Genomic DNA, 22,800 nt, shown 5'->3' on the forward strand with positions numbered 1-22,800 from the left:
CCGCACCTGCGGGGCCCTCCCCGAGGAGACAGCTCGATGACCAGCCCGACCCTGACGTCGCTGTCCCGGCGACGACTGCTGGGCGGCGCGGCGGGACTCGCCGCGGCGGCCGTGCTCGCCGGGTGCGGCGGCCCCGCCGCGGCCCGCGACGCCGGTCCCCCGCGCCGCGGCGGCGTCCTGCGGGTGGGGGTGACCGGCGGCGGATCGTCGGACACCCTGGACCCGCACAGCCCCGCCACGAACCCCGACATCGCCCGCACGCTCAGCCTCTACGAGCCGCTGCTGCACTGGGACGACGCCTACACCCTGCAGCCCGCGGTCGCCGAGTCGGTGACGGCGGAGCCCGGGGCACGGGCCTGGACCGCGGTGATCCGCGCCGGCATCACCTTCCACGACGGCCGTCCGGTCACCCCGGACGACGTCGTCGCCACCTTCGCGCGGATCACCGACCCGGCCGACCCGAAGTCCGGGGCGTCGCAGTTCGGGATCCTCGACGACGTCGTCGTCGCCTCCGACCGGTCGGTGCGGTTCGTGCTGTCCGAGCCGTCCCCGATCTTCGACCAGTACCTGGCCGAGTACTCGTGCGGGATCGTCCCGGCCGACTTCTCGCTGGAGCGGCCGGTCGGCACCGGGGCGTTCCGGTTCGCCTCGTTCACCCCCGGCCAGCAGAGCGCCTTCGTCCGCCACGACGGCTACTGGCGCCCGGACCAGCCGTACGTCGACCGCCTCGAGCTGATCAACTTCTCCGAGGACGACGCCCGGATCAACGCCCTGCTCTCCGGGCAGGTCGACGCGATCGACCAGGTCCCGCTGTCGCTGACCGAGGTGGTCGGCTCCTACGACTCGGTGCGGCTGCTGACCTCGGAGACCGGGTCGTGGCTGCCGTTCACCATGCGCGTCGACGTCGCCCCGTTCGACGACGTCCGGGTCCGCCAGGCACTGCGTCTGGTCACCGGCCGCGGCGAGCTGGTCAACCAGGTGCTGTCCGGGCAGGGCGCCGCCGGCGTCGACCTCTACGCCCGCTTCGACCCGGACTACCTCGACCCGTCCCGCGAGCAGGACCTAGCCCGGGCCCGCGAGCTGCTCGCCGCGGCCGGGAAGCCGAACCTCGCGGTGGAGCTGGTGACCTCCCCGATCCAGGCCGGCACCGTCGAGGCCGCGCAGGTGTTCGCCACCCAGGCCCGCGGCGCCGGGATCGACGTCGGGCTGCGCCGGGTCGACACCTCCACGTTCTTCTCCGACCAGTACCTGCAGTGGGAGTTCGCGCAGAGCTTCTGGAACACCCGCAACTACCTGCCGCAGGCCTCGCAGTCCTCAATGCCCGACGCACCGTTCAACGAGACGCACTGGACCGACGCGCAGTACCAGGGCCTGGTCCGCCGGGCCCGGTCCGAGCTCGACACCGGGCGGCGCGCCCAGCTGGTGCGCGCGGCGCAGCGGATCGAGTTCGACCGCGGCGGCTACCTGATCTGGGGCTTCCCGAACCGGGTGGACGCCCACCAGGCCTACGTCGGCGGGCTCGTCCCGAACCGCACCGGGCTGTCCCTGTCCGGCTACGAGTTCCGGAAGGCGTGGGTGGACGCATGAGCCCGCTCGTCCGCATGATCCTGCGGCGCCTCGCGCTGTCGGTGCTGATCCTGCTCGTCGTGTCGGTGCTGATCTTCGCCGCGACGCTGCTGCTGCCCGGCGACCCCGCCCGGGCCATCCTCGGCCAGCAGGCCACCCCGGAACGGGTGGCGGCGCTGACCGCGCAGCTGGGCCTGGACCGGCCCGCGCCCGAGCGCTACCTCACCTGGCTGGGCGGTGTCCTGACCGGCGACCTCGGCTTCTCCGCCGCCACCGGCGGCCCCGTGTCGGAGCTGCTCGGCGACCGGATCGGCGCCTCGGCCCTGCTGCTGGTGCTGACCGCGCTCGTCTCCACCCCGGTCGCGCTCGCACTGGGCGCGCGGGCCGCGGTCCGGCGCGGCACCCGGACCGACTCCGCGGTGTCCGGGGCCTCGCTGGTGCTGGCCGCACTGCCGGAGTTCGTCATCGGCGTGCTGCTGGTCGTGCTGTTCGCGACCTCGGTGCTGCGGATCCTGCCGTCGGTGACGATCGCCCGGCCGGGCGAGCCGGTGTGGGCGCGACCCGAGCAGCTGGTGCTGCCGGTCGTGACGCTGGCGCTGGTGGTGATCCCCTACGTGGTGCGGATGACCCGCGCGACGCTGTCGGAGACCCTCGACGCCGGCTACGTCGAGATGGCCCGGCTCAAGGGGCTGCCCGAGCGCACCGTGCTGTTCCGGCACGCCGTGCCGCACACGATCGGCCCGGTCGCCCAGGTGATCGCCCTGCAGCTGGCCTGGCTGGCCGGGGGCGTGGTCGTCGTCGAGTTCCTGTTCCGCTACCCCGGGATCGGGCAGGCGCTGATCGACGCCGTCGCCAACCGGGACGTGCAGGTCGTGCAGGCGATCACGCTCGTCATCGCGGCGTTCTACGTCGTGGTGAACCTCGCCGCGGACGTCGCCGGGATTCTGGCCGACCCGCGGATCCGGCACTCCTCGACCGGAGGTTCCGCATGACCGCCCCGTCCGCGCCGTCCGCGCCGTCCGCGCCGTCCGCCCCCGCCGGCCTGCTGCGCCGCACCTTCCGCCGCCGGCAGGCGCGGATCGGTGCCGTCCTCACCGTCCTGGTCGTCGCGGTCGCGCTGCTCGGCCCGCTCATCGGGCCGCTGCTGACCGGCTACGGCGTCGACGACTTCGCCGGGCGGCCGTTCCGCGCCGAGGGCATCGCCGGCACCGACGACCTGGGCCGCGACGTGTTCACCCGGTTCCTCGCCGGCGGCGGACCGGTGCTGCTCTACGCGCTGGCCGCGACCGCGATCGGCATCGTCGGCGGGACGGCGCTGGGCATGCTCGCCGGCTACTCCGGCACCACCGGCAGCCGGCTGGACACGCTGATCATGCGGGGCGGTGACGTGCTGCTGTCGTTCCCGCAGCTGGTGCTGGCGCTGCTCGCGGTCGCCGTGCTCGGCTCGTCGGGCTGGCTGCTGGTGCTGGTCATCGGCATCACCCACATCCCGCGGGTCGCGCGCGTCGCCCGACAGGCGACGCTGTCGGTCGCCGGGCAGGACTACGTGCAGGCCGCCCGGATGTACGGGATGCCCCGGCGGCGGATCCTCGCCACCGAGGTCCTGCCCAACATCACCGGCCCGCTGATGGTCGAGCTCGGCCTGCGGCTGACCTACTCGATCGGCTACGTCGCGTCGCTGTCGTTCCTGGGACTCGGGGTGCAGCCGCCGGCGTCGGACTGGGGGCTGCAGATCAACGAGAACCGGATCGCGCTGATCGTCACGCCGTGGGGGGTGCTGCTGCCGGTGCTCGCGATCGCGGTCCTCACCGTCGGCACGAACATGATCACCGATGCGCTGGCGAAGGAGTCCGCGGACACGACGGGGGGCGGGGCATGAGCCGGACACCGACGATCGAGTGCACGGGGCTGCGGGTCGCGACGACCCACGGCCGCGAGGTGCTGCACGGCGTGGACTGGGCCGTCGCACCGGGCGAGATCCTGGCCCTGGTCGGCGAGTCCGGGTCGGGCAAGACCACCGCGGCGCTGGCCGCGCTCGGCCACTTCCGCGCCGGGCTGACCCACACCGGCGGGACGATGCGCTTCGCCGGGCACACCGAGTCCCACGACGACCTGCTCACGCTGCCCGCGGCGACGCTGCGCGGGATCCGGGGTCGGCTGGTCTCCTACGTGCCGCAGGACCCGGCGCTGTCGCTGAACCCGGTGCTGCGCATCGGACCGCAGGTCGCGGAGGTCCTCACCGCACACGGCTGGGAGGGTGACGTGGCCGCCCGGGTACGGGAGGTGCTGACCGACGTCGGGCTGCCCGGCGACGACGCCTTCGCCGACCGCTACCCGCACCAGCTCTCCGGCGGACAGCAGCAGCGGGTCGGGATCGCGGCGGCGTTCGTGCACCGGCCCGACGTGGTGGTGCTCGACGAGCCGACGACCGGGCTGGACGTCACCACCCAGGACCTGGTGCTCGACACCGTGCGCGAGCTGGTGACCCGTTCCGGGACCGCCGCGCTCTACATCACCCACGACCTCGCCGTCGTCGCCGGGCTGGCCGACCGGGTCGCGGTCATGCAGGCCGGCGAGGTCGTCGAGACCGGAACCGTGCGCGCGGTGCTCACCGCGCCGGAGCACCCCTACACCCGGGCGCTGATCGCGGCGGTGCCGGACCTGCACCGGGAGACCGGGCGGGGGCCGGCACCGGCCGGGGAGCCGGTGCTGCGGGTGCGCGGTGCCGGGAAGCGCTACGACGACCGCCCCGTGCTCGACGGCGTCGACCTGGAGCTGGCCGCCGGGGAGTGCCTGATGCTGCTGGGCGAGTCCGGGTCGGGGAAGACCACGCTGGCCCGTGGCCTGTCCGGGCTGCTGCCGCTCGACGCGGGCGAGCTGAGCCTGCACGGCGAGGCGCTCGCCACCCCGCGCAGCTACGCCCAGCTGCGCAGCGTGCAGTACGTGTTCCAGAGCCCGTTCGCGTCGCTGAACCCGCGGCGCACCGTCGCGAGCTCACTGGAGGTGCCGCTGCGGCACCTCACCGACCTCGACGCCGACGCCCGCCGGGCCCGGGTGCTGGACATGCTGCGCCAGGTGCGGCTCGACGAATCCTTCGCCCACCGCTATCCGGGCGGGCTGTCCGGCGGTGAGCGTCAGCGCGCGGCGATCGCCCGCGCCCTGGTCACCGCCCCGGACGTGCTGGTGTGCGACGAGGTCACCTCGGCGCTGGACGTGTCGGTGCAGGCCTCGATCGTCGAGCTGCTGGCGACGGTCCGCCGCGAGCTGGGCACTGCGATGCTGTTCGTGACGCACAACATCGCCCTCGCCCGGGAGGTCGCGGACCGGATCGCGGTGCTGCAGCAGGGCCGGATCGTCGAGCAGGGCACGGTGGACGAGGTCCTCACCGACCCGCAGCACGACTACACCCGCACCCTGCTGCAGCACACACCGTCGATGACGGCCGCGCGGTGACGGCCGTCCGGGCGCGCCCGCTCAGGCGAAGTCGAGGACCTGATCGGCCTCGAGGCGCGGCAGCCGCGGGTGCCAGGCGTCCGGGCCGGGGTGGCCCAGGTTGACCACGAGCAGCGCGCGGTGCCGGCCGCCGGGAAAGAACTCCTCGGTGACGGCGTCGGCGTCGAAGCCGGCCATCGGGCCGGTGGCGAGGCCGTGTGCACGGGCCGCCAGCAGGAGGTAGCCGATCTGCAGCGACGCGTTGAACCGGGCCATCGGCTCGCGGCCCTCGCGTCCCTGGGACTCCAGTCCCTCGCGGAAGCCGGGCTTGACCGGGAACGTGGTGTCCGAGTGCTCGTGGAAGTCCAGGTCGGCGGCCAGGATCGCGACGACCGGGGCGGCCTGGGACTTGGCCCGGTTGCCCTCGGCGAGCAGCGGCACCAGACGGGCCTTGCCCTCGTCGCTGCGGACGAACGTCACGCGCAGCGGCTGGGTGTTGGCCGCGGTCGGCGGCCACTGCGCCAGGTCCCACACCGCGCGGAGCGTCTCGTCGGTGACGGGCTCGTCGGTGAAGGTGTTGGCGGTGCGGGCCTCGGTGAACAGCGCGGCGCGGCCGGCCTCGTCGAGACGGGGCAGGAGCACCGGGGAAGCGGTCTCAGCAGTCACGAAACGTGGAGCGTTCAACGACTTCGCCCGCATTCCCCGTTGCGCCGTGACACGAGTCACGTGCCGCGGTCATCCGGTGGCGTGGACGCCCCAGCGCAGCACCTGCGTCTCGCCCGGGACCAGCTCGATCAGGTCGGTGCCCGAGTTCAGCGCGTCCGGCGGGCAGGTCATCGGCTCGACCGCGATCGCCCGCGACGGCGTGACGACCCCGTCCGGGCCCTGGCGCGGGAAGTCCGACGGGGTGAAGACCTGCACCCAGCCGAACGCGGCGTCGGCCCACAGCTCGGTGCCGCCGCCGTCGCGGGCCCCGACGCGGTGCCGGACCCGGCCGTCGGCGCCGCCGTCCGGGCCGTCGCCGGGCGTGCAGCCGCCGAACGCGCCGTCCAGGACGAGGCCGGCGAGCTTCGTGCGGGAGATCGGGGCGGGCAGCGGCGCCGGTGGGCCGTCGGGCAGCTGCTCGCGCAGCGGCAGCTCGGTCCGCGCGGACAGGGTGAGCTCCAGCTCGTCGGTCGGGACGTCACCGACCCGCAGGTACGGGTGGAACCCCAGGCCGAACGGGACGGGTGCGTCCCCGAGGTTCTCCACCTCGGTGGTGACGGTGAGCCCGTCGCGGCCCACGGCGTAGGTCACCGTGAGCCGTACCGGCTGCGGCCAGCCGGGCTGCACCGGCGCGACGGCGGTGAGCGTGATCCGGTCGCCCGCCCGCTCCACCGGTGTCCACGGCACGTGCCGCAGGAGGCCGTGGATGGCGTTGCCGACGTCGGGCTCGGTCAGCGCGAGCCGGTGGCGGGTCCCGCGGTGGGTCCAGACACCGCCGCGGACCCGGTTCGGCCAGGGCGCGAGCACCGCCCCGGAGCCCTTCGGCGGGCGTGCCGTGGGCGGGTGCGGCTCGATCCGGACCCGGCCGCCCTGGGAGAACCCGGCCAGCGCCGCCCCGACCTCGTCGACCTCGGCCCGGGAGTCGCCGCTCACGATCACGAACCGTTCACCGCACGCGTCCACGTCGGTGAGTCTCCGTGATCGCTCCGTTCAGCCGGCCAGCGGGGTGGCGCGGGCGGTGTCGGGGTCGCCGACGACCTCGACCGGGGCGGGCGGCCCCAGCTCGGCCACGGTGAACGCGACGCTCGCGTCCCGGGCGAGGCCGACGACGTGCTCGTGGTGGGTGAACAGCAGCACCTGCGCGGTGGCGGCCAGCTCCCCCAGCACGGCGACGGCGGCGGCGCCGCGCTCGTCGTCGAAGGTCATGAGGACGTCGTCGAACACGACCGGCACCGTCGGCAGCCCGGCGGCGACCCGGTCGGCCTGCAGCTGCTCGATCCCGGCCAGGCGCAGCGCGAGGTGCACCTGGTCGGCGGTGCCCTCCGAGAGCCGGGTCGGCGCGAGCTCCTCGCCATCGGCCCGCACCGCGACCAGGCTGCGTCCGGTGCCGCCCGTCTCGGCCGGGGGCCGCAGGGCGACGAACCGGCCGCCGGTGAGGCGTTCGAGCACCACCCCGGCACGGACCAGCAGCGGGGAGGCGTGGCTGCGTTCGTAGGCCTCCAGCTCGCGGCGCAGGATCTCGCGCTGCAGGTGCAGCACCAGGTAGCGCTCCGCGGCGTCGGCGACGCCCGCCAGCTCGGACTGGGCGCGGGCGTGCAGGTCGGCGGCGCCCTCGGCCTCCTCCAGCTCGCGGCGCCGGGCCCGCAGCCCGCCCAGCTGCTCACGGACCTCGTCCTGCTCGGCACCGAGCTCGCGCTCGTGGGCCTGCGCCCGGTCGAGCGCCTCGGTCAGCGCACCGGGCTCGGTGTCCGGGGCGGCGGCGACCAGCTCGTCCGCGTCGAGGTCGGGGGCCGCGGCGGCCAGCAGCCGCTCCTGCTCGGCGATGCGGGTGTCGAGCACGGCGACGTGCGCGCCGCGCTGCGCCGCGGCCTCCAGCCCGCCCGGCTCCGGGGCCTCGGTCAGCGCCAGCTCGACGGCGAGCCGGTCCAGCACCGCGGTGGCCGCGGCCGCGCTGCGGGCGGCGCGGGTGGCGTCGTCCTCGGCGGCGGCGATGCCGTCGTCGAGGTGGCCCGCCGAGACCGCGGCCTTGGTGACCTCGCGGACCCGGTCGGCGAGCTCACCGAGCCGGTCCACGGCGGCGGTACCGGTCGGCGCGGGCTCCAGGTGCCGCTCCACCAGCGCGACGACCGCCCGTCCGTGTGCGGCGACGGCACGTTCCAGACGGCGGGCCTCCTCGTCGTCCTGGCGGGCGAGTGCCCCCGCGGTCCGGGCGTCGGCGACGGTGTCGCGGCGGGTGTCCCAGCCCGCGGGCTCCAGGTCGGTGGGCAGTCCGGCGCCGCGCAGCGCGAACCGCCAGCGCTGGGTGGCCAGCTCGCGCTCGTGCCGGGCGGCGTCGGCCGCTCCCCCGGCGCGTTCGGCCTCGCTGCGCAGCCGGGCCAGCAGCACCCGCCGGTCGCGGGCGTGCTCGGCCTCGGTGGCGAGGTCCGCGGCGGCGACGAGCAGCACGTCCAGCGGGGCGCCGTCGCGCGGGCGCCCGGCCGCGGCGAGCGCGGAACCCAGCGCCCGCTCCTGCACCTCGGCCTGGTCGCGCAGCCGGGCGAGGCGCTCGTCGGCGCGGGCGGCGTCGTCCTCGGCGCGGGCGGCCTCGGTCAGCGCGGCGACGACGGCGTCGGCGTCGTCCGGGTCCGGGACGGCGACGCCGTGCGCCCGCCACAGCGTCGCCCAGGCCGCGGCCGCGGCGGCGGTGCGCTCAGCGGCCGCGGTGGCGGCGGCCGCGGTGCGGGCGGCCTCGGCGTCGGCGGTGTCGAGCTCGGCGTCGCGGTGCGCCAGCTCGGCGACCCGGTCCGCGGAGGCGATCATGTCGTCGGCGACCCGGTCGGCCCCGGCGAGGGCCGCCGACAGCCTGCCCGCGGCCGCGGCGGCGCCGTCCGGCCCGGCGGCGAGCAGCTGTTCCAGCGCGGTGTCGCGGGCGGCCCGGGCGGCGGCGAGTGCGTCCGCGCCGACCGGGCGGCCGTCGGCGGCCACCCCGTCGCGGGCGGCCCGGGCGCGGTGCGCGCGGTCCGCGGCGTCCGCGGCGGCCCGCTCGGCTCCCCGCTGGTCGGACTCCGCGGCGCGCAGTGCGGCCCGCAGCTCCCGGACCTCGCGGCGTGGCGGGGCCAGCACGCCGGGACCGACCACCGTCGTGCCGTGCACCGTGGGGCCGTCGGGGGTGCCGTGGTACCCGGCCGCGACGAGCGCTTCCGCACGCCGGCTGCGGGCGGCGTCGCGGTCGGCGACGGCGGCCCGGCACAGCGCGGCGGCCGAGCCCTCGGCCTCGATCGCGCGCCGGACCTCGGCGACCCGGCCGACCCGGTCGGCGTCGAGACCGCCCGGGACGTCGGCCACCTCGCGGACCTCGGCGAGCGCGTCGGCGTGCAGCCGCTCCGCCCTGGTCTGCTCGGCGATCGCCTCGGAGAGGCGGCGGGCGTGCTCGTCGAGATCACGGGCGCGGTCGGCCGGCAGGTGCACGGCGGCGAGCCGGTCGGCGGGGCTGCGCCCGTCCTCGGCGACCAGTCCGGCCAGCGCGGTCTCGGCGCGACGGTGGGCCTCGGCGGCCTCGGCGCGCAGCCGGGCCGCCCGCTCGGCGTCGGCGCGCCGGGCCTGGGCGGCGGACTCCAGCTCGCGGACCCGGGTGGCGTCGGCGAGCAGGTCCTCGTCGAGATCGAGCTCGGCGCGCCGGGCCCGCAGCGCGTCGGCGGTGGCGCGGTGCTCGTCGCGGGCGGTCTCGGCGTCGGCCAGCGCGGCGGTGGCGCGGGCGTACTCCTCCAGGGAGGCCGCGTCCAGGGCGGCGCCGGTCGCGCACAGCGCGGCGCGCTCGGCGCGCAGCGCGGCCAGCTCCCGGGCCGGCTCCTGACCGCGGACGGCCTGCCGGGCCTTCTCCGCCGCCACCGCCGCCCCGCGACGGGTGCGGTTCAGCTCCGCCGCGCGGCGCTCCAGCCGGGCGATCTCCTCGGCCAGCGCCGTAACCTCACCGGCCCGCGACACCCGCTCCTCCACGGCCTTCTCGGTCGCGGTGAACCGGGCGAACGCCGCCCGCACCTCGACCGACCGGTTGCCCCGGTGCTCCTTGAACAGGGCGTCGGCCTCGCTGTCCAGTGCGGCGATCAGGGCCCGGGCGTCGCGGCCGCTGCGCGCGGTGAACACCAGCTCGGCGAGGTCCCCCTCACCCGCGCACAGTGCCCGCCCGCCCTCGCGCAGGTCCTCGTGGCCGAGCCCGAAGCCCTCCCGCCAGCGGCGCCGGGCGTCGGCACCGGACTCGCCCCAGGGCGGATCGGCGACGGCGCCGGTGTCGTCGTGCAGGCCGCGGGTGGTGCGGCGCAGCACGGTCTCCCCGTCGGCGCCGGCGACCCGGGCCGAGACGGCCAGCCGCGACGGGCCGACGGCGTAGGCGTGACGCACCGGGCGGGGCATCCCCCACAGCAGGTCGGACAGGGCGTCGAGCAGGGTGGTCTTGCCCGCCTCGTTGGGTCCGGACACGATCGTCAGACCCTCGCCGAGGGTCAGCTCGCGGTCCTCGTAGGCGCCGTAGCGCTCCAGGACCAGGGTGCGCAGCCGGGCGGTCGGACTCACGACCCGGCCATCCGGGCCAGCAGCTGCTGCTCGGCCTGGCGGGCGAGCGCGGCGAGGCGCTCGTCGTCGCGCAGGTCCAGCAGGCCCGCCTCGCGCAGCCGGCGGCCGACCTCGCGTTCCAGCGGGGCGGCGAGCTCGCGGATGCGGTCCGGCTCGGCGGCCAGGCCGGCCGCGGCGGCGGACACCGCCGCCGTCAGCTCCGGATCGACGGCGAGCGCCCCGGCGGGTGGCCGGGTGCGGTTGCGGACCTTCTCCAGGACCGCTCCGCAGCGCTCGGCGAGCAGCTCCAGCTCGGTGCGGACCCCGTCCGCGGAGGTGAGGTCCGCGGCGGCCGGCCCCGCGCCGTACAGCGTCACCTGGGCGACGACGGTCCGCGGCGCGGCCACCACGCAGCGCTCGCGCAGCGCGGCCTCGACGGCGTCGTAGACGTCGTCGGCGCCGCCCAGGCCGGTGATGTCGACCTCGACGAGCTCCCAGCGGGCGACGTCGAGGACGAGCGGGGTGACCGTCGCCGCTGCGCCGGGGGCCGCGTCGACGAGCAGGGCGCCCTTCGCACCGCGCTCCTGCGGGTGGCGGCCCTGCAGGTTCCCGGAGAACCAGGCCGGGTGCGGGCCCTCGCAGACCGCGCGCTGCTCGTGCACGTGGCCGAGGGCGAAGTACTCGTAGCCGCAGCCGGACAGGTCCTCGGGGCGGCAGGGGGCGTAGGTGTCGTGCCGGTCGTCGCCCTGCACCGAGGTGTGCAGCATGCCGACGTTGACCAGGCCGGGGATCCGGTCGGGGTAGGCGGGCACGAGGTTCTCCAGCACCGCGCGGCGGGCGAAGCCCTGGCCGTGCACGGCGAGGCCGAGGTCGTCGTCGACGACGGTCTCGGGGGCGTCCACCGAGAGCCGGCGGGTGGTCGGCGGGAGCCGCAGCGACCGGGTGATCTCGGATTCGGCGTCGTGGTTGCCGCTGATGAGGAACACCGGGATGCCCTCGTCGTGCAGCCTCGACAGCTGCCGGACGAAGAACGCGCCTGTCGCGTAGTCCTTCCAGTCGCCGTCGTAGACGTCGCCGGCCAGCACCAGCGCCTCGGCCCGGGAGTCGACGACCGCGTCGACCAGGTTCTCGCAGGCCCGCCGGGTCGCCGCGCGCAGCGTCGCGGCGAGCTCGGAGTCGCCGAGCCGCGACAGGCCGCGCAGCGGGCTGTCGAGGTGCAGGTCGGCGGCGTGCACGAAGCGCACGGAGGAACTCCCGGAGCGGTCGGGTACGGGGGAACCGCCGAGTCTAGGACGGGGCCCTCGCCGATCCCCGCCGCGACACCGCCCGCCCGGTCACCGATGACGGCGCCGCAGGTCAGGTGGGGCGCACCACACAGCGGCGCCGGTCACGTTCCGGTGTCCGGATGGTGGCCGGTGGGGGGATCCTGGCCGTCCGATCCCGAGAGAGAGCCGCGAGGTCGAGCCCGATGATCCAGCTCTGCGAACGCTGCTTCGCCCCCGTCGACGCCGCGACCGAGCGCGTCTACCGGTTGTCCCACACCGAGTCGGCCGATGCGGCGGGCGAGGTGACCTGGCGCGAGGCGGTCGTGCACGTCGAGGCGTGCGTCCCCGCGGGCACCGTGGTCCCGGCCGGTCGGTGGGCGGCGTGATCCGGGACGCGCTCTGCGAGCGCTGCCTCAACCCGATCGACCCCACGATCGAGCCGCTGCGGATGCGCACCCACGGCGGGACGGCGCCCGACGGCGGACCCGTGCGCAGCTTCGTGCACGCCCTGCCGTGCGCGCGTCCGGACACCGGGGACTGGGACCGCGGGCGTCGCGGCCTGTCCCCGGCCGCGGTGCAGCACGCGGCGGCCCGCGCCGACCACCGCTGACCGGCCCTCAGCCGTCCGGGCTGGTCCGGTCCTCCTGCTGGAACACGTCCGGGACGCCATCCCGGTCGTCGTCGCGGGTCTCGATCTCCTGGATCCGCCGGTAGTGGGCGTTGCGGGCGCGCAGCACCACGGTCGCGAGCAGTGCCGCGAGCAGCGAGCCGCCGAGCACACCGATCTTCACGTGGTCGTCCTGCGGGGTGCCGGTACCGAAGGCCAGCTCACCCACGAGCAGCGACACGGTGAACCCGATCCCGGCCAGCTGCGCGAGGCCGAGCAGGTCCCACCAGGACAGGTCGTCGGACGGCTCGGCCCGGGTGCACCGCTGCACCAGCCACGTCGCGCCGAGCACGCCCACGGTCTTGCCGGCCACCAGCCCCGCGACGATCCCGAGGGTGACGGTGTCGGCCAGGGCGGCACCGATGCCCCCGCCATCGCCCCCGCCGACGACGGTGACCCCGGCGGCGAAGAAGGCGAACACCGGCACCGCGAACCCGGCCGACAACGGACGCCACCGGTGCTCGAAGTGCTCCGACAGCGACACCCCGTGCACCCGACGCCGACCGAGGACCGGCACCGCGAAGCCGAGCAGCACCCCGGCGACGGTGGCGTGCACCCCCGAGGCGTGGACGAGCACCCAGGTCAGGGCGGCGAGCGGTAGCAGCACCCACCAGGACCGGACCCCGCGCTGCACGGCGAGGGTGAACAGCGCGAGCGGGACGAGCGCGCCGAGCAGCGCGGCCACCGACAGCCGGTCGGTGTAGAACACGGCGATCACGGTGATGGCCAGCAGGTCGTCGACGACGGCGAGGGTCAGCAGGAAGGTCCGCAACGCGGTCGGCAGGTGGGTCCCGATCACGGCGAGCACCGCGAGGGCGAAGGCGATGTCGGTGGCGGTCGGAATGGCCCAGCCCACCAGGGCGTCGGGGTTCGCGAGGTTGATCGCGACGTAGATCAGGGCGGGCACCGCCATGCCGCCGACGGCCGCGGCGACCGGGAGCAGCGCCGTGCGCGGGTCACGCAGGTCCCCGGCCAGGAACTCGCGCTTGAGCTCCAGCCCGACGACGAAGAAGAAGACCGCCAGCAGCCCGTCGGCGGCCCAGGTCGCGAGCGACAGGTCCAGGTGCAGCGCGGCGGGGCCGACGGTGAACCCGGCCAGCGCGGTGTAGGCGTCGCGCCAGGGCGAGTTGGCGAACAGCAGCGCGGCGGCGGCCGCGCTCACGAGCAGGACACCGCCGACGGTCTCGGTGCGCAGCACGTCGGCGACCCGGCGTGCGCGCGGCCAGGACCCGCGGGGGAACAGGCTTCGGCGGGTGGGGGTGGTGGGCACGGGACCGGTGTTCACGGGGCTCCGGGGAGGTCGGGCGGGCAGCGGGCAGCGCTCGCCGACCAGACTTCCCGGCACACCGGTACGGGATCCTAACGGCCGCCGGCGTCGGCGTCAGCCCGTTCGAGGCGCACACCACCGGCGGCCGACGCCCCGGAGCGGCCCCCTCGTGCCGTCCCCGGGCGTCAGGATCGCGTCCGGATCCCACCCGCCCGTGCCGCGGCGGCGCCACCATGGCGCGGTGAGCGACATCGCCGGAGCGACCCTGGTCCTCGGCTACGTGCTGCTGGCCGTGCTGGCGGCCCGGGCAGTGCTGCGTTCGCCGAACCGTCAGCCGAGCGCCGCGGCGGCCGCGGCGAGCCCGCGGATCCGGTCGAAGTCCCCCGCCGCGACGGCGTCGGCCGGGGTCAGCCAGGACCCCCCGACGCAGGAGACGGTGGGCAACGCGAGGTAGTCCGGCGCGGAGTCGACGGTGATCCCGCCGGTCGGACAGAACCGCAGGTCCGGCAGCGGCCCGGCGACGGCCTTCAGGAACGGGCGCCCGCCCGCCGCCTCGGCCGGGAAGAACTTGCACGCGGTGTGTCCGCGCTCGGCGACGGCCATCATCTCCGAGATGGTCGCGGTGCCGGGGAGGAAGTCCAGCCCGGAGTCCTCCATCGCGTCGAGCAGCCGCGGCGTCGCGCCGGGGCTGACCAGGAAGCGGGCGCCCGCCTCGACCGAGGCGCGCACGTCGTCGGGAGTGCGGACGGTCCCGGTGCCGACGACGGCGTCGGGCACCTCGGCCGCGATCCGTCGGACGCCCTCGATCGCGGCCGGGGTCCGCAGGGTCACCTCGATGACCGGGAGCCCGCCGTCGACCAGGGCGCGGGCGAGCGGGACGGCCGTCGCGGCGTCGTGCAGCACGACGACGGGGACGACGGGGGCCAGCTCCAGCAGCTTCTCACTCACGGGCGGGGTCCTCTCAGTAGGGCAGGGCGACGGTCGCGCCGGCGTCGGCGGGTCCGACGGCCGCCCGGAACGCGCCGAACAGCTCGCGCCCGGTGCCGGTCGTCGGACCGGACGGGCGGGTGGGTCGGGCGGGCTCGCGGGCGTCGAACTCGTCGGCGTCGACCAGCAGGGACAGCGTGCCGTTCAGGGTGTCCAGACGTACCAGGTCGCCGTCGCGGACGCTGCGCAGCGGTCCGCCCTGTGCCGCCTCCGGGGTGACGTGCAGCGCGGCCGGGACCTTGCCCGAGGCGCCGGACATGCGGCCGTCGGTGACGATCGCGACCTGGTGGCCGCGGTCCTGCAGCAGCCCCAGCGCGGGGGTCAGCTTGTGCAGCTCGGGCATGCCGTTGGCGCGCGGGCCCTGGTAGCGCACGACGGCGACCAGGTCGCGCCCGTCGAGCTCGCCCGCGGCGAACGCGGCCAGCAGGTCGTCCTGGTCGTCGAAGACCACCGCCGGGGCCTCGACCACGCGGTGGTCGGGCTCGACGGCGGAGGTCTTGACCACCGACCGACCGAGGTTGCCGTGCAGCACGCGCAGCCCGCCGTCCGGGGAGAAGGGGTCGGCGACCGAGCGGAGCACCGACTTGTCCAGGCTCTCCGTGGGTCCCTCGCGCCAGACGAGGACGCCGGTGTCGCTGCCGATGCCGCTGCCGCTGCCGGTGTCGAGGAAGGGCTCGCGGGTGTACCGGCGCAGGCCGGGGCCGTCGACGGTGCGGACGTCGTCGTGGGCGAGGCCGTGGTCGAGCAGCTCGCGGACCAGCAGCGCCGTGCCGCCCGCGGCGTGGAAGTGGTTCACGTCCGCGGAGCCGTTGGGGTAGATCCGGGCCAGCAGCGGCACGACCGCGGACAGGTCCGAGAAGTCGTCCCAGGTGATCTGCACGCCCGCGGCGGCGGCCATCGCGACGAGGTGCATCGTGTGGTTGGTGGAGCCGCCGGTGGCCAGCAGCGCGACGATCCCGTTGACCACGGCCTTCTCGTCGACGACGGCGCCCATCGCCCGGTCCGGGTCCCCCGCGGCGTCGAGTGCGCGGCGGGCGACCTCGTCGGTCAGGGCGTCGCGCAGCGCGGTGCCGGGGTTGACGAACGACGACCCCGGCAGGTGCAGGCCCATGACCTCCATCAGCAGCTGGTTGGAGTTCGCGGTGCCGAAGAAGGTGCAGGTCCCGGGGCCGTGGTAGCTGGCCGACTCGGCCCGGAGCAGCTCGGCGCGGTCGGCCTCGCCCGCGGCGAACGCCTGCCGGACGCGTGCCTTGTCCTTGTTCGGCATGCCGGAGGTCATCGGGCCGGCCGGGGCGAGCAGCACCGGCAGGTGACCGAAGGACAGCGCACCCATCACCAGCCCGGGGACGATCTTGTCGCAGACCCCGAGCAGGACGGCGGCGTCGAACATGTCGTGGCTCAGCGCGATCGCGGTGGACATCGCGATGACGTCGCGGGAGAACAGCGACAGCTCCATGCCGGCGCGGCCCTGGGTGATCCCGTCGCACATGGCGGGGACCCCGCCGGCGACCTGGGCGACCCCGCCCGCGGCGCGGGCCGCGGCCTTGATCCGCGCCGGGTAGGTCTCGAACGGCTGGTGCGCCGAGAGCATGTCGTTGTAGGCGGTGACGATGCCGATGTTGCGGGCGGGCGACGCGGTGAGCGTCAGCTTGTCCGGGCCGCACGCGGCGACGGCGTGGGCGAGGTTGGCGCATCCGAGGTCGGCGCGGCCGGGACCGGTTGCGGGCCCCGCGGCGGCGGCCGCACGGATGCGCTCGAGGTAGGCGGATCGGGTGGTGGCCGAGCGGGCGACGACCCGCCGGGTGACGGCGTCGACGACGGGGTGCAGCGGGACGGAAGCGGTCACGGTACGTCGATCTCCAGAGGGTGGGGGGCCTGGCGAACCGTTCGATAAGCACTCTATCGACTGACTTATGTACTCACAAGACGTTAGTGCGACGCCATCAGCGTTTCACCAGGTGGAAGCCCTGTGGTTCACTGGACGAATGCGAGGACGCACCCCGACCAGCGCGCCCGCCACGGCGGGCGAGATCTTCCGGCTGGTCCGGGACGGCGTGGCCGGGACCCGGACCGAGATCGGTCGCGAGACCGGTCTGTCCCGGACCGCGGTCGCCGCACGCGTCGACCGGCTGCTCGCCGACGGCCTGGTCACCGAGGTGGTCGGCGCCGCCGCGACCGGCGGGCGCCCCGCCGCGCGCCTGGAGTTCAACGCCGCGGGCGGCACCGTGCTGGCGCTCTCGGTCGGGGTCAGCCGGTCCAAGGCCGCCGTGTGCGACCTGTCCGGCACCGTGCTCGCCGAGGAGGTCGTGGACATCCCGACCTCCGCCGGTCCGGAGCACCTGCTGTCCGAGGCGGTCATCCGGCTGGAGAAGCTGCTGGTCACCGCCGGTGTGGACGACGCGACGATCCGCGGCATCGGGTTGTCGATCCCGGGCACCGTGGACGGCGAGCGAGGCTGGTCGGCGGGCGTCCCCGCGCTGCCCGGCTGGGAGCGGATCGCGCTGCCGCCGCTGCTCACCGCGCGCTTCCCGGCCCCGGTGCTGGTCGACAACGACGTGAACGTCATGGCCCTGGCCGAGCACGACGCGCATCCCGACGTCGACGACCTGTTGATGGTCAAGATCGGGTCCGGGGTCGGCGCCGGGCTCGTCTGCGGCGGGGTGCTGCAGCGTGGCGCCTGGGGCGCGGCGGGCGAGATCGGGCACACCCCGGTCCACGACGGGCCGGGCATCGGCTGCGGCTGCGGGAACATCGACTGCCTGGAGGTGCTGGCCTCGGGCCGCGCCCTGGTGCGCGACCTCGCCGAGTGCGGGCAGCCGGTCACCGCGATCGCCGACGTCGTCGCGCTGGTCAAGCAGGGCGATCCGGACGCGGTGCGGCTGGTGCGCATCGCCGGGCGCCGGCTCGGCGAGGTCCTCGCCGCCGCGGTGAACCTGGTCAACCCCGCGCTGGTCGCGATCGGCGGGGACCTGGTCGGGGCGTTCGACCCGCTCGTCGCGGGCGTGCGGGAGGCGATCTACCGACGCTCGATGGCCGCGGCCACCCAGAACCTGCGCATCGAGCCGGGCCTGCTCAGCGGGCGCTCCGGCGTGATGGGCTGCGCGATCCTGGTGCTCGACGAGGTGCTCTCCCCCGGCTCCGTCGACGCCGCCCTGTCGGCCTGAGCCGCTCAGCGGTGCGGCACGCGCAACAGGTCGAACCGCATCGCGCGGGCCAGCGTGAACCCCATCGCCTCGTAGAGCCGGATCGCGCCGTGGTTGTCGGCGGCCGTGTGCAGCACGGGGCGCTCGCCGCGGGCGACGACTCCGGCGGCGACGGCGTCGACCAGGCGGCGGGCCAGGCCACGGCCCCGGTACTGCGGGTCGGTGCAGACCGCGCTGATCTCGGTCGCCCCGGCGGCGCCCTCGCCGCCGAGGCGCATCCGCTCCCCCGCCATCGCGACCAGCCGGCCGTCGTGGCGGACGCCGAGGTAGCGGCCCAGCTCGGCGGTGCGCGCCAGCCACGGCCCCGGCCGGGTGCGCGCGGTGAGCTCCGCCATCTCCGCCCGGTCCGCCGGGCCCAGCTCGACGACGTCGTCGGTGGGCGCGCCCGGCACAGCGGAGCCGTCCATCTGCACCCCGGGGATCGCACGCAGCAGCTCCCAGCCCGCCGGGACCCGGGGTGGCCCGTCGGCGGCGCGCACGACGACCACCTCACCGCCCGGCCCGCACAGCGCCGCGAGGTCGGCCCAGTCACCGGCGCTGCCGTGGCCGTCCCGGTCGAGCGGGAGTGCTCCGAACGGCGACACCTCCGGGTCGAAGCGCACCGCGCCACCGCGGGTCGCCCCGAAGGCGCGCAGCCGCCCGCGCAGGGTGGAGGTCACCGGGTCGTTCAGGACGGACTCGAGGCGATCGGAGACGTCGGGCACGGAGGTCATCGTGCCCCGGCTCCCCGGCCCCGCGGCGCGGGGGTCGGCTACCGTGCCCGCGCCCCCGGACCGGCCACCGAGTCCGCCACCGAGTCCGCCAGCGATCACGCACCAGTACGACCGGAGCTGCCATGTCCATCGTCTCCGACGCCTTCACCACCCGTCACGGGGCGGCCCCGACCGGGGTCTGGTTCGCCCCGGGGCGGGTCAACCTGATCGGCGAGCACACCGACTACAACGACGGGTTCGTGCTGCCCTTCGCGCTGCCGCACCGGGCCGTCGTCGCCGCCGCGCCCGCGACCGGTGGCCGCAGCCGGGTCCGGTCGGTGCAGGAGCCCGGCGGGGCGGTGGAGTTCTCCGCGGCGTCGGTGGTGCCGGGCGAGGTCCCCGGGTGGGCGGCCTACGTCGCCGGGACCTGCTGGGCGTTCCGCGAGGCCGGGTACCCGGTGGGCGAGGTCGAACTGGAGCTGGACTCCGACGTGCCGGTCGGGGCGGGGCTGTCGTCGTCGGCCGCGGTGGAGTGCGCGGTCGGCGTCGCGCTCGCCGGGCTGGCCGGGGTCGACGTCGATCCCACGACGCTGGCCCGGATCGCGCGGCGCGCGGAGAACGAGTTCGTCGGCGCCCCCACCGGCGGGATGGACCAGATGGCCTCGATGCACGGCCGCGCCGGTCGGCTGGTGTTCCTCGACACCCGCGACGACACCGTCGAGCTCGTCCCCTTCGACCTGCCGGCGCACGGCCTGGAGCTGCTGGTCGTCGACACCCGTGCGCCGCACGCACACGCCTCGGGCGAGTACGGCGCCCGGCGCGCCGACTGCGAGGCCGCGGCCGCCGCGCTCGGCGTCGCGGCCCTGCGCGACGCGGGCCCGGACGACCTGCCCCGCATCGCCGACGAGCGGATCCGCCGCCGGGCCCGGCACATCGTGACCGAGAACGACCGGGTCGTGGAGACCGTGCGGCTGCTCACCGGCGGCGCCGACCCGCGGGCGATCGGGCCGCTGCTCGACGCCTCGCACACCTCCATGCGCGACGACTTCGAGATCACCGTCCCGCACGTCGACGTGGCGGTCGAGGCGGCCCGCGACGGTGGCGCGACCGGCGCCCGGATGACCGGCGGCGGTTTCGGCGGCTGCGTGATCGCGCTGGTCGAGGCCGACGGCGCGGCCGCGGTCGCGGCGTCGGTGCGCGAGGCCTACGCACAGCGCGGCTGGACCGAGCCGGTCGTGTTCACCGGAACGCCGTCGGACGGGGCGGGGCGGCTGGCCTGACCGCACACCCCTTCCGCCTTTCGCGGGCGGAACGGAATCGGTACAGTACGGAAGTGCCCGTCATGCGGGCCCTGGCACCGCTCGACCCGCACCCGTTCGCTTACCGAGGAGACGGCTCGTGCCGCACCCCCTTCCCGTCATGGCCCCCGCCGACGTCGTCGTGTTCGGCGGCACCGGCGATCTCGCGATGCGCAAGCTGCTGCCCGCGCTCTACCTCCGCGACCGGGACGGCCAGCTCGCCGACGACACCCGCATCGTCGCCGTGTCCCGTTCCGGGCTCGACGACCCCGGCTACCGCGACAAGGTCGACTCCGAGCTGCGGCGCACCGCGCCGCGCTGGGCCGGCCCCGACGCCTGCGCCGACGACACGCAGCACCGCCGCTTCCTGGACCGGCTGCACCACGTGACCCTCGACGTCGCCGACGACGACTGGTCGCTGCTCTCGGACCTGATCGGGCCGCCCTCGCCTGGCCGCACCCGGGTGCTCTACCTCGCCTCCGCCCCGCAGCTGTTCGGCCGGATCTGCGTCGGCAGCGCGGCCGCAGGCATCGTCGACGAGCACACCCGCGTCGTGCTGGAGAAGCCGCTGGGCACCGACCTGGCGTCGGCGCAGGCGATCAACGACGAGGTCGGCTCGGTCTTCGCCGAGGAGCAGATCTACCGGATCGACCACTACCTCGGCAAGGAGACGGTGCAGAACCTGCTGGTCCTGCGCTTCGGCAACTCCCTGTTCGAGCCGCTGTGGAACGCCTCGCAGATCGATCACGTGCAGATCACCGTCGCCGAGTCGATCGGCGTCGGGAACCGCGCGGACTACTACGACGGCTCCGGCGCGCTGCGCGACATGGTGCAGAACCACCTGCTGCAGCTGCTGTGTCTGGTCGCGATGGAGCCGCCCGCCAAGATCGACGGCGAGGGCGTGCGCGACGAGAAGCTGAAGGTCCTGCAGTCGCTGCGGCCCCTCGACGGTCCGGACGTCGTGCGCGACACCGTGCGCGGGCAGTACGTCGAGGGGCTCGTCGACGGCACCGCGGTGCCCGGCTACGCCACCGAGCTGGCCGAGTCCCGCGCCGGGACCCCGCAGGAGCGGGAGCGCTCCTCCACCGAGACCTTCGTGGCGCTGCGCGCCGAGGTCGCCAACTGGCGCTGGGCCGGGGTGCCGTTCTACCTGCGCACCGGCAAGCGGCTCGCGACCCACGCGTCGGAGATCGTGGTGCAGTTCAAGCCGGTCCCGCACTCGATCTTCCCCGCGTTCGGCGAGGAGATCCCGGCCAACCGGCTCGTCCTGCGGCTGCAGCCCGACGAGGGTGTGCGCCTGCACATGACGGCCAAGCAGCCCGGCCCCGGCGGGATCCGCCCGATCCCGGCACCGCTGGACCTGAGCTTCGCCCGCACCTTCGGCGACCGGCTGCCCGACGCCTACGAGCGGCTGCTGATGGACGTGCTGCGCGGCAACCCGACGCTGTTCATGCGCCGCGACGAGATCGAGGCCGCGTGGCGGTGGGCCGAGCCGATCCTGCGGACCTGGGAGTCGACCGACCAGCGGCCGCGCCCGTACAGCGCGGGCAGCCACGGCCCGGCCTCGGCCACCGCGCTGATCGAGCGCGACGGCCGGGCCTGGCACGAGGACTACTGAGCCGGGCTCAGCCGCCGTTCCGCTGCACGGCGAACGTCGTGGCGGCGGTCCGGTCGCTCGCGTAGCGGTAGTGACCCGCGCCGCTCGCCCCGCGCTGGCAGAAGTTGTCGGTGGCGTTGCAGTAGGAGCGGATCGACGACGCGTAGGCCGACAGCGCGCCGCGCGAGCGTGCGAACACGCCGTTGCGGGCCGCGGAGTAGCTGCCGGTGTTGTAGCTCTCGCGACCGTTGAACGTCGGGTCGCCGAAGAGCAGCACGGCCGGGATGCGGTCGGCGCCGGGTACGCCGCCCGCGGCCAGGGTGTCCCCGATGACCTGGGCGCCCTGCGAGTAGCCGATCAGGACGAACCGGGTGGACGGGCACTGCGCGGAGGTCGCCGCCAGCCTGCTGCGCAGCGCGGACACCCCCTGGCGCACGCTGCTCGCGTAGTTGCCGAGCGAGGCCGGGTAGACCAGGTCGTGGGTCCGGACGGTCTGCGCGGACCGTGACTGGATCGACGACGCCTGCGGGCCCGCGATGCTGCCGCCGCCCTGGGCCTCGGTGCTGCCGCGTACGGCGATCGTCTCGATCTGCGGGCATCCGGTCGGCGGGGCGGGTGCCGCGCCCGCGGTGGGGGCGGCGACGACGCCCGCCAGCACGATGCCGACCGCGGCCGCGATCCCGGTGACGACGCTCCTGATCTGCACGGCTGCTTCCTCCCACCGACCGACGCCGATCCTCCGATCGGGTGCGTCCAGTGGGCCACGTGCGCGTTCCGTCGATGATCGTCGCGCGCCCGGATGCCACCCTCCCGCGGCGAACGGACGACGAGCGGTCGCCGCGTCGTCAGCTCCGGCAGCGGTCCGCGCTGTACAGGTGCGAGTCCGGGAAGTGCCGGGCCGCGAGCGCCTCGCCGACGATGATCACGGCGGTGCGCTGGATGCCTGCCTCGTCGACGGCCTTGGGCATCTGCTCCAGGGTCCCCCGCAGCACGATCTCGTGTGCGCGCGACGCGTGCGCCACCACCGCGGCCGGGCAGTCGCCGCCGTAGGACGGGGCGAGTGCGTCGACGACCTCGGCGATGCGGTGCACGGCCAGGTGCAGCACCACGGTGCCGCCGGCATTGCCCAGCTTGTCGAGACCCTCGTTCTCCGGCATCGGGGTCGCGCGCGCCGCGATCCGGGTGAGGGTGACCGTCTGGGCGACCGTGGGGACGGTGAGCTCGCGGCCCAGTGCGGCGGCGGCCGCCGCGTAGGCGGGGACGCCGGGGCACACGTCGTAGGGCACGCCGGCCGCCTCAAGCCGGCGCATCTGCTCGGCCATCGCGGAGAACACCGACGGGTCGCCGGAGGCGAGCCGAGCGACGTCGAGCCCGTGCCGGTGCGCGCGCACCATCTCGTCCAGGATCTCGTCGAGCGTCATCAGCGCCGTGTCGACGGTGCGGGCCCCGGGCGGGCAGATCTCCAGCATGTCCGGCGGCACCAGGCTGCCCGCGTAGAGGCAGACCGGGGAGGCCGCGATCAGGTCGCGGGCCCGCAGGGTCAGCAGGTCGACGGCACCGGGTCCGGCCCCGATGAAGTGCACCGTCACGGTTC

General features: G+C 75.7%; 19 protein-coding genes. 9 read left to right on the plus strand and 10 right to left on the minus strand.

Going from position 1 to position 22,800, the window contains the following annotated elements:
• Positions 1 to 36: 36 nt before the first annotated feature.
• The 4 genes from FVA95_RS08490 to FVA95_RS08505 are packed head-to-tail and all read left to right on the plus strand — an operon-like array spanning position 37 to position 5,019.
• Positions 37 to 1,587, plus strand: a complete 1,551-nt coding sequence (locus FVA95_RS08490) for an ABC transporter substrate-binding protein (protein WP_149663704.1) — start codon at positions 37 to 39, stop codon at positions 1,585 to 1,587.
• On the plus strand, positions 1,584 to 2,558 hold the full coding sequence (locus tag FVA95_RS08495; protein ID WP_149663705.1) for an ABC transporter permease: 975 nt from the start codon (positions 1,584 to 1,586) through the stop codon (positions 2,556 to 2,558). The genes FVA95_RS08490 and FVA95_RS08495 overlap by 4 nt, the downstream gene beginning before the upstream one ends.
• A complete protein-coding gene (locus FVA95_RS08500; RefSeq protein WP_240051355.1) occupies positions 2,555 to 3,445 on the plus strand; it encodes an ABC transporter permease in 891 nt (296 codons plus the stop codon). The genes FVA95_RS08495 and FVA95_RS08500 overlap by 4 nt, the downstream gene beginning before the upstream one ends.
• The gene (locus tag FVA95_RS08505) at positions 3,442 to 5,019 is read left to right on the plus strand and encodes an ABC transporter ATP-binding protein (protein WP_149663706.1); all 1,578 of its coding nucleotides are present in this window, start codon (positions 3,442 to 3,444) and stop codon (positions 5,017 to 5,019) included. The genes FVA95_RS08500 and FVA95_RS08505 overlap by 4 nt, the downstream gene beginning before the upstream one ends.
• Positions 5,020 to 5,040: 21 nt before the next feature.
• On the opposite strand, the gene FVA95_RS08510 is transcribed toward FVA95_RS08505, so the two are convergent.
• The 4 genes from FVA95_RS08510 to FVA95_RS08525 form a co-directional block, all read right to left on the minus strand.
• A complete protein-coding gene (locus tag FVA95_RS08510) occupies positions 5,041 to 5,640 on the minus strand; it encodes a malonic semialdehyde reductase (RefSeq protein WP_149663752.1) in 600 nt (199 codons plus the stop codon).
• Positions 5,641 to 5,733: 93 nt separating this feature from the next.
• A complete protein-coding gene (locus FVA95_RS08515; RefSeq protein ID WP_240051356.1) occupies positions 5,734 to 6,636 on the minus strand; it encodes an aldose 1-epimerase family protein in 903 nt (300 codons plus the stop codon).
• Between the two features lie 57 nt (positions 6,637 to 6,693).
• Complete coding sequence (locus FVA95_RS33670) at positions 6,694 to 10,251, minus strand: AAA family ATPase (protein WP_149663708.1); 3,558 nt, start codon at positions 10,249 to 10,251, stop codon at positions 6,694 to 6,696.
• Positions 10,248 to 11,474, minus strand: a complete 1,227-nt coding sequence (locus FVA95_RS08525; protein WP_149663709.1) for a DNA repair exonuclease — start codon at positions 11,472 to 11,474, stop codon at positions 10,248 to 10,250. Before FVA95_RS08525 ends, FVA95_RS33670 begins: the two co-directional genes overlap by 4 nt.
• Positions 11,475 to 11,698: 224 nt before the next feature.
• Between FVA95_RS08525 and FVA95_RS08530 the strand changes: the two genes are divergently transcribed.
• Together FVA95_RS08530 and FVA95_RS08535 are read left to right on the plus strand one after the other, a co-directional pair.
• Complete coding sequence (locus FVA95_RS08530) at positions 11,699 to 11,881, plus strand: hypothetical protein (RefSeq protein ID WP_149663710.1); 183 nt, start codon at positions 11,699 to 11,701, stop codon at positions 11,879 to 11,881.
• Positions 11,878 to 12,105 carry a hypothetical protein gene (locus FVA95_RS08535; RefSeq protein ID WP_149663711.1) on the plus strand — a complete coding sequence of 76 codons (228 nt, stop codon included), beginning with the start codon at positions 11,878 to 11,880 and terminating at the stop codon, positions 12,103 to 12,105. The genes FVA95_RS08530 and FVA95_RS08535 overlap by 4 nt, the downstream gene beginning before the upstream one ends.
• A 7-nt stretch (positions 12,106 to 12,112) precedes the next feature.
• Here the strand turns inward: FVA95_RS08535 and nhaA are convergent, their stop codons facing one another.
• The 3 genes from nhaA to edd form a co-directional block, all read right to left on the minus strand.
• On the minus strand, positions 12,113 to 13,432 hold the full coding sequence (nhaA, locus tag FVA95_RS08540) for a Na+/H+ antiporter NhaA (protein WP_149663712.1): 1,320 nt from the start codon (positions 13,430 to 13,432) through the stop codon (positions 12,113 to 12,115).
• A 327-nt stretch (positions 13,433 to 13,759) separates the two neighbouring features.
• Entirely contained in the window at positions 13,760 to 14,377 is a 618-nt protein-coding gene (eda, locus tag FVA95_RS08545) for a bifunctional 4-hydroxy-2-oxoglutarate aldolase/2-dehydro-3-deoxy-phosphogluconate aldolase (RefSeq protein ID WP_149663713.1), read from the minus strand.
• Positions 14,378 to 14,390: 13 nt separating this feature from the next.
• The gene (edd, locus tag FVA95_RS08550) at positions 14,391 to 16,262 is read right to left on the minus strand and encodes a phosphogluconate dehydratase (protein WP_149663714.1); all 1,872 of its coding nucleotides are present in this window, start codon (positions 16,260 to 16,262) and stop codon (positions 14,391 to 14,393) included.
• Positions 16,263 to 16,401: 139 nt separating this feature from the next.
• Between edd and FVA95_RS08555 the strand changes: the two genes are divergently transcribed.
• Positions 16,402 to 17,580 carry an ROK family transcriptional regulator gene (locus FVA95_RS08555; protein ID WP_149663715.1) on the plus strand — a complete coding sequence of 393 codons (1,179 nt, stop codon included), beginning with the start codon at positions 16,402 to 16,404 and terminating at the stop codon, positions 17,578 to 17,580.
• A gap of 5 nt (positions 17,581 to 17,585) precedes the next feature.
• On the opposite strand, the gene FVA95_RS08560 is transcribed toward FVA95_RS08555, so the two are convergent.
• A complete protein-coding gene (locus FVA95_RS08560; protein ID WP_149663716.1) occupies positions 17,586 to 18,332 on the minus strand; it encodes a GNAT family N-acetyltransferase in 747 nt (248 codons plus the stop codon).
• 122 nt (positions 18,333 to 18,454) lie between these two features.
• Between FVA95_RS08560 and galK the strand changes: the two genes are divergently transcribed.
• Entirely contained in the window at positions 18,455 to 19,591 is a 1,137-nt protein-coding gene (gene galK / locus FVA95_RS08565; protein WP_149663717.1) for a galactokinase, read from the plus strand.
• 118 nt (positions 19,592 to 19,709) lie between these two features.
• Positions 19,710 to 21,227, plus strand: a complete 1,518-nt coding sequence (zwf, locus tag FVA95_RS08570) for a glucose-6-phosphate dehydrogenase (protein WP_205015802.1) — start codon at positions 19,710 to 19,712, stop codon at positions 21,225 to 21,227.
• A gap of 7 nt (positions 21,228 to 21,234) precedes the next feature.
• Here zwf and FVA95_RS08575 read toward each other — a convergent pair whose 3' ends face one another.
• Positions 21,235 to 21,912 (minus strand): cutinase family protein, encoded by a 678-nt coding sequence (locus FVA95_RS08575; protein WP_205015803.1) that lies wholly within the window; start codon positions 21,910 to 21,912, stop codon positions 21,235 to 21,237.
• 139 nt (positions 21,913 to 22,051) lie between these two features.
• Positions 22,052 to 22,795, minus strand: a complete 744-nt coding sequence (cobM, locus tag FVA95_RS08580; RefSeq protein ID WP_149663719.1) for a precorrin-4 C(11)-methyltransferase — start codon at positions 22,793 to 22,795, stop codon at positions 22,052 to 22,054.
• Positions 22,796 to 22,800: the final 5 nt, after the last annotated feature.

This window comes from Pseudonocardia sp. EV170527-09, assembly GCF_008369905.1.
In the GTDB taxonomy this organism is placed as follows: domain Bacteria; phylum Actinomycetota; class Actinomycetes; order Mycobacteriales; family Pseudonocardiaceae; genus Pseudonocardia.